This window comes from Halobaculum sp. P14, assembly GCF_051195155.1.
Taxonomy (GTDB): Archaea; Halobacteriota; Halobacteria; order Halobacteriales; family Haloferacaceae; genus JBNTKA01.
In genome coordinates this window covers 281257-290837 of the sequence record NZ_JBNTKB010000003.1, presented here as the reverse complement: position 1 = coordinate 290837, position 9581 = coordinate 281257, and the positions used below count along the sequence as shown (strand labels likewise).

At 67.9% G+C, this 9581-nt stretch carries 14 protein-coding genes and 1 pseudogene; 7 read left to right on the top strand and 8 right to left on the bottom strand.

Going from position 1 to position 9581, the window contains the following annotated elements:
- A pseudogene (locus ACQUS7_RS08465) lies at window positions 1-97 on the top strand (methylglyoxal synthase); the annotation flags it as partial.
- A gap of 134 nt (window positions 98-231) precedes the next feature.
- Here the strand turns inward: ACQUS7_RS08465 and ACQUS7_RS08460 are convergent.
- A complete protein-coding gene (locus tag ACQUS7_RS08460; RefSeq protein ID WP_435129951.1) occupies window positions 232-900 on the bottom strand; it encodes an AIM24 family protein in 669 nt (222 codons plus the stop codon).
- Between the two features lie 303 nt (window positions 901-1203).
- Here ACQUS7_RS08460 and ACQUS7_RS08455 point away from each other — a divergent pair, with 303 nt between their 5' ends.
- Window positions 1204-2505 carry an MFS transporter gene (locus ACQUS7_RS08455; protein WP_435146317.1) on the top strand — a complete coding sequence of 434 codons (1302 nt, stop codon included), beginning with the start codon at window positions 1204-1206 and terminating at the stop codon, window positions 2503-2505.
- 101 nt (window positions 2506-2606) lie between these two features.
- Here the strand turns inward: ACQUS7_RS08455 and ACQUS7_RS08450 are convergent, their stop codons facing one another.
- From ACQUS7_RS08450 to ACQUS7_RS08440, 3 genes are all read right to left on the bottom strand, one after another.
- On the bottom strand, window positions 2607-3080 hold the full coding sequence (locus ACQUS7_RS08450) for a TRAM domain-containing protein (RefSeq protein WP_435146315.1): 474 nt from the start codon (window positions 3078-3080) through the stop codon (window positions 2607-2609).
- 73 nt (window positions 3081-3153) lie between these two features.
- Window positions 3154-3564, bottom strand: a complete 411-nt coding sequence (locus tag ACQUS7_RS08445) for a helix-turn-helix domain-containing protein (protein WP_435129960.1) — start codon at window positions 3562-3564, stop codon at window positions 3154-3156.
- 133 nt (window positions 3565-3697) lie between these two features.
- Window positions 3698-3841: a DUF7560 family zinc ribbon protein gene (locus ACQUS7_RS08440; RefSeq protein ID WP_435146313.1), complete on the bottom strand. Its 144-nt coding sequence runs from the start codon at window positions 3839-3841 to the stop codon at window positions 3698-3700.
- A 154-nt stretch (window positions 3842-3995) separates the two neighbouring features.
- Here ACQUS7_RS08440 and ACQUS7_RS08435 point away from each other — a divergent pair, with 154 nt between their 5' ends.
- Window positions 3996-4730 carry a helix-turn-helix domain-containing protein gene (locus tag ACQUS7_RS08435; protein WP_435146311.1) on the top strand — a complete coding sequence of 245 codons (735 nt, stop codon included), beginning with the start codon at window positions 3996-3998 and terminating at the stop codon, window positions 4728-4730.
- Between the two features lie 58 nt (window positions 4731-4788).
- Entirely contained in the window at window positions 4789-5277 is a 489-nt protein-coding gene (locus ACQUS7_RS08430) for a pyridoxamine 5'-phosphate oxidase family protein (protein ID WP_435129969.1), read from the top strand.
- 65 nt (window positions 5278-5342) lie between these two features.
- On the opposite strand, the gene ACQUS7_RS08425 is transcribed toward ACQUS7_RS08430, so the two are convergent.
- Complete coding sequence (locus ACQUS7_RS08425; RefSeq protein WP_435146309.1) at window positions 5343-5480, bottom strand: DUF7560 family zinc ribbon protein; 138 nt, start codon at window positions 5478-5480, stop codon at window positions 5343-5345.
- Between the two features lie 238 nt (window positions 5481-5718).
- Here ACQUS7_RS08425 and ACQUS7_RS08420 point away from each other — a divergent pair, with 238 nt between their 5' ends.
- The 3 genes from ACQUS7_RS08420 to ACQUS7_RS08410 all read left to right on the top strand — a co-directional run bounded on the left by ACQUS7_RS08420 (window position 5719) and on the right by ACQUS7_RS08410 (window position 7503).
- On the top strand, window positions 5719-6132 hold the full coding sequence (locus ACQUS7_RS08420) for a helix-turn-helix domain-containing protein (protein WP_435129975.1): 414 nt from the start codon (window positions 5719-5721) through the stop codon (window positions 6130-6132).
- A 301-nt stretch (window positions 6133-6433) separates the two neighbouring features.
- A complete protein-coding gene (locus ACQUS7_RS08415) occupies window positions 6434-7003 on the top strand; it encodes a DoxX family membrane protein (RefSeq protein WP_435129978.1) in 570 nt (189 codons plus the stop codon).
- 125 nt (window positions 7004-7128) lie between these two features.
- A complete protein-coding gene (locus ACQUS7_RS08410; protein ID WP_435146306.1) occupies window positions 7129-7503 on the top strand; it encodes a hypothetical protein in 375 nt (124 codons plus the stop codon).
- Between the two features lie 98 nt (window positions 7504-7601).
- Here ACQUS7_RS08410 and ACQUS7_RS08405 read toward each other — a convergent pair whose 3' ends face one another.
- From ACQUS7_RS08405 to ACQUS7_RS08395, 3 genes are all read right to left on the bottom strand, one after another.
- Window positions 7602-8225, bottom strand: coding sequence for a DUF2270 domain-containing protein (locus ACQUS7_RS08405; RefSeq protein ID WP_435146304.1), 624 nt, complete (start codon window positions 8223-8225; stop codon window positions 7602-7604).
- A gap of 229 nt (window positions 8226-8454) precedes the next feature.
- Window positions 8455-8850 (bottom strand): DUF302 domain-containing protein, encoded by a 396-nt coding sequence (locus ACQUS7_RS08400; protein WP_435146302.1) that lies wholly within the window; start codon window positions 8848-8850, stop codon window positions 8455-8457.
- Between the two features lie 129 nt (window positions 8851-8979).
- Window positions 8980-9579, bottom strand: a complete 600-nt coding sequence (locus tag ACQUS7_RS08395; RefSeq protein ID WP_435146300.1) for a DsrE/DsrF/DrsH-like family protein — start codon at window positions 9577-9579, stop codon at window positions 8980-8982.
- Between the last annotated feature and the right edge of the window lie 2 nt (window positions 9580-9581).

The following is a 9581-nucleotide window of genomic DNA, read 5'->3' as shown; positions in this document are numbered from 1 at the left end:
GCTGCTCCGCATCTGCGACGTCCACGACACGCCTATGGCGACGACCCGGACGAGCGCGGAGTTCCTGCTCGACGGACTCGCGGTCCGGGACGACTAGCCGCCCCGGGTTCCGTTCAGCGTCCGGCAGTCGGCCCGGACGCCTGGCGGGGCGGGACGGGGCGGGGCGGGGCGGGGCGGAGACTGATTATCCGAAAATCGTGAATCGGTCTGCGGCCGCCGTTGTCGCCGTCGTCAGGGCTGGTTCGGAAGTTCCTCGTACGGCTGCACCACGACGAATCCGTCGTCGCCGTCGAACGTCAACTGGTAGCGCTCGTTCGAGGACTGCCCGACGAGGTCGCTGAGGCTGCTGTTCGTCTCGATGTTCGGCGAGAGGTTCTCGCTCCAGGCGACGGTCGCGTTCGGGTCCGTCCTGACCGGCGGCGTCAACACGAGCGGGTCGCCGTGGGTGGTGATGGCGGCGGTTCCGGGGCCGGAGAGGAACACGTTCGTCAGCCCGGCCGCCGAGGCGCCGCCGAGGCTCCCGATGGTACCGATTTCGTACGAGACGCTGTCCTCGAACGCGAGGACGTCCGTCCCGTTCACGGAGATGGCCTCGTCGGCGTCGAGCGACAGTAACTGGATGCGCTTCTCCTGGTCGGCGAGGTACACCGACCCCTGCCCTTCGATCTGCATCACCGGCGTCCCTTCGCTCGTCGCCTTCTCCTTCAGGAAGCCGGTGAGGCCGCCCTCGGCGGACGACTTCCCGGTGAACGACAGGTCGCCGTCGAACGCGACCATCGACCCGGCCTTCGCGACGACCGTTCCGTCGACGTCGACGTCGAGCAGTTTGCTGTTCTCCAGTTCGAACCGTTCGCGGCCTTCGGTCGGCGCGTTCTGCTGAACGAAGTCTTCGAGTTCCATGTTGGTTCACGAGCCGCGTGGAGGGCTCTACGGCACCGGTCACGAACCATCACCAAAATAGCTGCGCCACGGACGAACGCCCTAGTACACCTTCGAGCGACAGGAGACCCTTGGTCTCTCACAACGACACCCCGGAGTCCATATCTCTACCAGGAGAGTCCTTATTACGGACATTCTGAACAGATAATTCAGAGAAATGGCTGCATCCGCCCAGGAACAGAAGGATACCGTTGAAAATCAGAAACCGCATTTGCGGTCTCAGGTGAGGCTCGTCAGGAGTGAGTCGCCGTGGGACTGATTCGGATGACGAAGTACCGGACGCTGCTGCTGGCGACCGTCGGATTCAACTTCTCGTTTCTCATCTGGTTCTCGTTCGCGCCGTTCACGGGGCCGATGGCCGAGGAGTTCGGGCTGTCGCTCGCCGAAATCGGCGTGCTCTCCAGCGCCGCCATCTGGCTGGCGCCGTTCGGCCGGATGCTCACCGGGTGGCTGTCGGACAAGTTCGGCGCGCCGACCGTGTTCGCCATCGTCCTGGGGTACGTCGGCGTGTTCTCGATGGCGAGCGCGTTCGCCGAGACCTACACCGTGTTCTTCGTCGAGCGGCTCATCGTCGCGACCGCCGGCATCACGTTCGTCATCGGCATCCAGCACGTCGCGGAGTGGTTCGACGAGGAGAACCTCGGGCTCGCCGAAGGCATCTACGCCGGCGTCGGCAACGCCGGCGCCGCGGCCGGGGCGCTCGTCCTGCCGCGCGTGTTCGGAACGAACTGGGACGGGCCGCTGTTCGCGACCAACTGGCGCGCCGCGTTCTTCTACACCGGCGTCGTCGCGGTCGGGCTCGCGGTCGTCTACTACGCGTTCGGCGAGGCTGCGAAGGACGAACAGACCCGCCAAGCCACGAAGGACGGCGCGACGCTCTCGGAGTGGCTCCACACCGCGACGCGGTACGGCACCGTCGTCCTGGCGTTCGCGTACGTCATGACGTTCGGCCTCGAACTGTCGATGAACGGCTGGCTCGCCACGTACTACCGCGAAGGGTTCGGCACCGACAGCCTCGTGCTCGCGAGCACGTTCGCGGGGACGTTCTCCATCGCGGCGGGGCTGCTGCGCCCCGTCGGCGGCTACGTCAGCGACCGGGTCGCCCGCGAAGAGCGCGACATCCTCCCGGTGTTCACCGGCCGGTACCGCGAGCAGTGGACGTTCGTCGCCCTGTCGTTCGTGGTCGTCGCGATGTTCGGGATGACGCTCGCCGGCCTCTCCGGAGACGTGCTGGTTGCCGTCGCCGCCGGCTTCCTCGTCGGGATGGGCTGTGCGTTCGCCGAGGGCGCCATCTTCGCGCAGGTCCCGGCGATGTTCCCGAACAACTCCGGCGCCGTGGCGGGCGTCGTCGGCGGCGTCGGCACCGTCGGCGGCATCGTCTACCCGCTCGTGTACGCCGCGCCGCTCCTCCCGAACCTCCACGTCGGCTACGCCGTCGTCGCCGCGTCGATGATACCGATTGTCGCGCTGGCCGGGTGGGTGTTCCAGCCGCACGTCGCCGCCGAAGCGACGACCAGCGGCTTTCTCGACCGGTCCGACTCCGGGGCGGAGCCGAGCGACGACTGAGGAAAATCGGCAGTTACGGGCTTCAGCATGCGGGGTTGGCACCGCGTCGACGCCGCGTCGGGCCGCACATGCGGCGTCGACGTCGCGTCGGCACCGCGTCGTCAGCGCACCGTCGGCTCGCTGACCGGTTCGGCGAACGCGACGGTGTCTTTCACGTCCGTGATCTCCACGTCGACCTGGTCGCCCGGCTGCGTCCCCGGCACGATGACGATGAAGCCCCGCTCCACCTTCGCGATGCCGTCGCCCTGGTCGCCGAGCGTGTCGATGGTCACCGACCGCGTCTCGCCCTCCTCCACCGGCGCGTCCTGCGTTCGGCGGGGCGGCGCGGACCGCTGCGGCTCCGCCGAGTCGTCTTGCTCCGGCTCGGCCTCGGCGTCGCCGGCGTCGGCGTCGGCGTCGCCGTCCTCGTTCGGCTTCTCGGCGGCGCTCGGAAGCAGCGCGACGCGGTACATCTCCCCGTCGGAGAGCGACCCGTTCTCGACGAGGTCGGACGGAATCGGGACGACGTAGCGGTCGCCGTCGGCCTCCAGCGGCGCCTCGTACAGCAGTCGAAGTGAATCTGAGATATCTACCATTGTCCCCCCTACGGGTCGAATCGCTAAATTATACCGGATTCGTTCCGAGGGGTGCGAGCAGAAAGGAGTCCGCTCACCAGCCCGACAGCGCAGCAGCGGCGCCGCCCGAGGTCCGCTGACTCGACGCGAGTTCGAGTTTGAAGCCGCCGTCGTCGGCGCCGGACACCGTGACGTCGTCGACGCAGCGGCGGTACTCGCTGACGTGCTTGCCGGAGCGGCGGAGCCGCGTCGCCTCGGCGAGCAGGTCGGCGTCGGTGAGCACGTCGAGTTTCCGGTACACCGTCGACAGCGGGACGTCGCAGGCGTCGGCGAGTTCGCTCGCGGACAGCGCCTCGTCGCCGGTCGCGCCGAGAATCGCGCGGCAGTCCGGGTCGCCGAGCACGTCGAGGTACTCCTGGACGGCCGCCGCAGAATCGACCGTCGCTCCGGTCCCAGCACCGTTCACGCCGCGCGCACCGACCGCCGCCATCGAAGATTGGCTCATACTCCTACGGAGGAGCCATACCCCCACTAGTGTTGACCACCGATATCAGGGGTCCTTTATCAGTGACACCGACGGAACCGTCGACCGTGTCCGGGTCCTCGCCGGAGTTCGTGCCGCCGAGCGCGCCGCGGACTCACGCCGACGTGAACGCGGTTTTCGGGACGGCGCCGCCGCAGACGGCGCAGCCGTGTTTGACGAGGGCGACGCGGATTTCGGCGTCCACCGCGATAGACGTCGCGCAGTCGGGACAGACGAACGTTTGCTCACGGCGGTGCATCGATAGTTGACCGGACGGCTCTCTCGGATATAGCCGTCCCGCAGGTTCCCTCGGGGTGAGAACGCCGGGCGACCCGCGCGTGCGCGGCGAGAGATGGTCCGTTCTGTCGAGACCACGGGACTCAAGACGCCCGGACGCCTGGACTCCGGTACGAATGGCGTCCGGTATCCGCGCGACGGTGTCGTTCGCTGCCCCGGACGGCTGCCCCATCGCCGCCGCCTCGACCCGCACGGCGTCGCCGATTACGCAGGTGTCCACGAGCGTCTCGGACCCGGACGCGCCGTGCAGCGTCACCGAGTTCATCGCGGAGACCGACAGCGTCGATGGCAGCGGCGCCGACGGCGAACCGGTGTTCTCGTACGGCGCCGCGAACCTGTTCCGGACGACGCACGACGGAGGAGACGCCGACGACGCTGAGGACGCTTACGACGACGACGCTTACGACGACGACGCTTACGACGACGCCGGTGGTGACGACTCCGACGCCGGCGGCCGGTGTCCGTGTGAGTGTCTCGGGGCGTTCGGCTGCCCGGTCCACCGCTACGTCGCCGAGGACGGCGACCTGACGCTCGTCTTTCACGCCAGCGACTTCCAGCAGCTCCAGGCGGTCATGGACGAACTCCGCGACCGGTTCCCGTCGGTTGACGTCCAGCGGCTGTTACAGCCGCCGCTCGAAGGGTCCCCGGAGGAGCGCGTGTTCGTGAACCGCGGCCGGCTCACCGACCGGCAGCGGGAGGTGTTGGAAGCGGCGTACGAGCGGGGGTACTTCGAGCGGCCGAAGGGCGCGAACGCGACGGAAATCGCGGCCGACCTCGGCATCTCGCAGTCGACGTTCACCGAACACCTCGTGGCCGCACAGCGGAAGCTCCTCGAGGACGTGCTGGACTGACGCGGGAGGCTCGCGCGGAACTGCTTACACTTACATACCGGGGTGTCCGATGACCGATATGGCACTCGCCCAGGAGACCGAGATGACTGCGTCGGAGGTCGACGAGTTCCTCGGCGCGAAGGAGACGGGTGTTCTCGCCCTCGCCGACGGGGACGACCCGTACGCGATCCCGGTTTCGTTCGGCTACGACTCGGCGAACCGGTCGTTTTACATGCGGCTCGTGTCGACGCCGGAGAGCGAAAAGCGGCAGTTCCTCGCGTCCTCGCCGTCCGCCCGGCTCGTCGTGTACGAGAAGGCGAGCGAAGGGGGCGAAGAGGAGGCCGACGAGACGCGGACGTACCGGAGCGTCGTCGCGACCGGGTCGCTCGAACGAATTTCGCCGGACGAACTCACGGTCGACGAAATCGAGCAGTACGGCGCGGCGAAGCGGCCGCTGTTCGAAATCTGGGGGAAGTCGAAAGAGGACCTCAACATCCAGCTGTACGAGTTCGTCCCGGAGAATCTGAGCGGCCGCCGAACCGAGGTTCCGCCCGACTCCGCCGAGTGAGTCGGCTCCGGCGTGCGAGTCGCGACCGGCGGGAGCCACGGAGGCCACGTCGGGTCCGTCGCGGCCTAACAGGGAGAGAAGTTCTTCGCGGCGACGGACGCCGAGCAGATCGGGCAGCCGTTCGTCAGGATGGCCTCGCGCATGGGGCTGTTGATCTTGATCTGCTGGCCGCATTCGGGACAGCGGAATTCGTATTCGTCCATGGGTGTCGGCTGCGTCGTGGCGGGTTCGGCGCTGCAGTGACCGCCGGGGCTCCGTCGCCGACGGCGGTTCAGGCGGGCGGCGACCCGCACCGACCCGTTTGTGAATTCCACCACGCGTCGGACTATCAGGGTGTCGGTTTTTCCCACCGGTTCGGACCGCCGACCCGAACCCAGGTATATAAACTACCCCGGATACTGGGGCTGTCAATTGGTCCCCCGTCCCCGCCTTCACTGTAGTATGAGCCAGGTTCCGACGTCCGCGCCGCGCCAGCACAGCACCGAACAGCAGCCCCGCGAACTGGTGCTCACCGACGATGAGGAGGTCCAGGAGGTGCTCGACGTGCTCGACGACGACGCGTGCCGCGACATCCTCGACGCGACCGACGACGAGCCGCTGTCCGCGAACGAGGTGTCTGACGCGTGCGACCTGCCGCTGTCGACGACGTACCGGAAACTCGAACGGCTCACCGACGCGGGCCTGCTCGACGAACGCGTCCGCATCCGCCGGTCGGGCCGGCACCTGAGCGAGTACGTCCGGCTGCTCGAAGACGTCGTCATCTCGCTGGACGCCGACGGCGCGGTCGAACTGCAGGTGTCGAAGCGCGCCGCCGCGAACCCGTACGCGTCGCCGGCGCCGAACGCGCGGAACTGACCGCGGCCGCACGGCCGACGGACACGCGACCGCTGCGACTCCCGATTCCTCGGAGAATCGTTCTTTTCTACATGGTTACCTGCGCTGCCCCGTCATGCTGTCGCGCTTCGACGCTGGCACGCTTCGACGCCGCCACACGCCGATATTGACACAATTTTCGTCGAGTTTCCCGTCCCCGGGAGCGACGGCGTCGAACGCGAACCAGTGCGTCGCTATCGCACAATTCCTTCCCGCCGGGTGAGAATCAGCGGCTCGCTATATGGGAGGATAGCGCGTCTGTGCAACTGAAGGTGTATTAGACATGGCAAACACTCTCGGAAACGGCGTGAACGAACTGGAAAGCAAGGTCGGCGGCCGCACGGTCCACGCGAAGGTCCACAGCCTCAGCGCGTGGTTCGTGCTCGCGCTCCGACTCATGATGGGCTACGCGTTCGCGTACTCGGGCTTCACGAAGCTGACGGCGGCCGAGCCGTTCTCGGCCGGCGGCTACCTGGCGAACGTCGCCGCGACGAACGGGAACCCGCTCGCCGACCTGTTCGCGTGGATGGGGTCGACGCCGTGGTTCGTCGAGTTCGCGAACGTCGCCGTCCCGTGGGGCGAACTGCTCATCGGCCTCGGGCTGCTCGTCGGACTCATGACCCGGCTCGCCGCGTTCTTCGGCGCGCTCATGATGCTCCTGTTCTACTTCGGGAACTGGGAGATCGAGCACGGCCTCATCAACGGCGACTTCGCGTACATGCTCGTGTTCCTCGCCGTCGCGGCGTTCGCGGCCGGCCGCATCCTCGGGCTCGACCAGTACGTCGAGAACTACCGCGTCGGCGGCGAGCGGCTCGTCGAGAAGTACCCGGCGCTCGAATACGTCCTCGGGTGACTCCAGGTTCACCCGTTCCGGGGGTGCTACCGCCGGCCGCCGGCGTTCGCCGGCCACCGGTATTTTACCGCTGACCACCGAACACTCCGGAGACCAGCGGTCGGCCAGTCGTTCTCACACCACCCATGAACCTGAAATCAGCCAGTATCGCCGCTGCAGCCGGCCTCACCGCGGCGCTCGTCGTCGGCGTCGCCGTCACCGAAGTGGCGTCGGCCTGGATCGAGTTCTCGCTGCTGGTCGGCATCCCCGCAGGGCTGCTGGCGGGCGTCCTGCTGGCCGCTGCGGTCGCCGTGAATCTGAGGGACGAGGCGTCCGACGACCGGCGGCGGCTGGCGCTCGCAGCCGGCGCGTTCAGCACCGCGTTCCTCGTCGTTCTCGTCGTCGCAGCCGCCGGGCTTTCCGTCGGCGTCGTCATCTCGCTCGGCGTCGCCGTCGGCGGCGGACTCGTCGCCGGCGCCGCCGCGTACCTCACCTACTCCCGTCGCGACGCAGCCACGTAGCGGCAGCACGGGGATGCGAGGCGCTGTTGAAATCGAACGGCGTCAGAATTTGTTACCAAGTAGCGATTCCGACAGATCCGGATACGACGAACTCCGGTTCACGGGCCGTCGCGGAGGTCTTCGGTCCGGAGCTCGCCTTTCGCGTGCCACGTGCGCGGCCTGACCGCTACGGCCGTGGCGGCGACCGTGACCGCCGTCACCGCGCCGGCGACGACGACGCCCGGGATCATACCGACGGCCGCCGCCGCGGGGAGCGACGCGTCCGAGAACGCGGTGATTCTGACGAGCCACGCGGCGAGCAGCACCGTGAAAAGCGGGAGGTAGATGCGTCGGAGCCGGTGGGCGACCGCCTCTTCGGCGCTGATTTTGAGCGTCGGGGTCCGGTAGTCCGCGCTGAGCCGTTCGCGCCAGTCGTCGTCGACGAGGCCGGCCGACGGGTCGAGGCCGTACGCCCAGACGTTCTCCTGCAGTTTCCGGACGCGGCTCCGCCAGATTTCGTAGCCGCGGTAGCGGCGGGCTTCGACGAACAGGAAGACGCCGAGGGTCGCCATTCCGATGAGGAGGATGTAGTGGGGGTTGTCGGGGCTGGAGAACGCCCAGGTGAGCAGCGCGGCGATAACGACGACGGCCCAGTTGGTCGTGCGGTCGAGCCGTTCGCGCCACAGCTTCATGCGGTGGATTTCGCCGCGGTAGAGGTGCGCCATCGCGGAACTCGGCCCCATGGCTTCCTCGAGTAAGCCGGCGCCGACCGTCGGGTCGGCGCGTCCGTCGTCGCCCCGGGCTGTCCGGTCAGCGGACGCCGAGGGGTCCGCCGATTGCGACGAGTCGGTCGATTCAGCCGAGCCAGCCGACGGGCCAGCCGACGAGCGAGCCGACGTCGGCGAGTCCTCCGGCGTCGATGGGTCGTCAGTCATCGGCGGGCGTCAGAGCGCGAATCGGTCCGAGAGCCGGTCATTCGTGGGGGATGGCGGCGAGGACGCGCTCGAACCGCTCGCGGACCTCGCTCGCCACGTCGTCCAGTTCGGGGTCGTCGACGACGGACAGCATCACCGTCGGGTCGACGGCGCGGACCGCGACTGACCCGTCGTCGGCCTCGTAGACGACGACGTTGCAGGGGAGCAGGACGCCGAGGCCGAGCTCCGTTTCGAGCGCCTCGTGCGCGAGCGGCGGATTGCACGCGCCGAGGATTCGGTACCGCCGGAACTCCTCGTCCAGTTTCCGTTTCAGCGTCTCCTGGACGTCGATGTCACAGAGCACGCCGAACCCCTCGGATTCGAGCGCCTCGACGGTCCGGTCGACGACGTCGCCGAACTCGCCCGCAACTTGCCTGTCCAGAGTATAGGACATATTGGACAATACTGTCTGGTGTGGCTTAGTCGTTGCGTCTCCAGCGTTCAACACCGCCGGCCGGACAGCAGAAGCAGGTCCCCGCGGATGAGTCAGCGCGTCCGCGAATCGGGGCGGGAGCGGCCCGGGTCAGACGAGGAGCTGGACGTCCGCGTCGGCCATGTCTCGGATGGCAGTGGCGGCGCCGACACCGGTGGTGACGCCGTCGTAGAAGTCCGCTTCGTCGTACCCGAGGAGGTCGATGGTCATCTGGCACGCCTGGAACTCGACGCCCATGTCGATGGCCGTCTCGAGGAGTTCCTCGACGGTCGCGGTGTCGTTGTCGCGGATGCGTTTCTCCATCATCGCCGTCGTCACGCGGTCCATGCCGGGGAGCGCACCGACGACGTTCGGGACCGGGACGTTCGGGTTGCCGACCGAGCTGAGTCTGAGCGACTTCGAGCGCTCCTCGTGGAGGACGTCGAGCCCCCAGAAGGTGTGGAACACCGTGACGTCGTAGCCGAACGCGGCGGCGGTGCTCGCGAGGATAAGCGGCGGGTACGCCATGTCGAGCGTTCCCTTCGTCGCGACGATGGACAGCTTCGGCGGGCCGTCGTCGCCGTCATCCGTCGCGGCCGCGAGTTCCCGTTCGAGTTCGTCGACTCGCGCGGCGAGTTCGGCGCGCGAAGGGGCGTCTTGTCTCGCGTTTTCGTCGTCTCCGGCGGCGTCCGGGGAGGTGTCCGTACTCATGC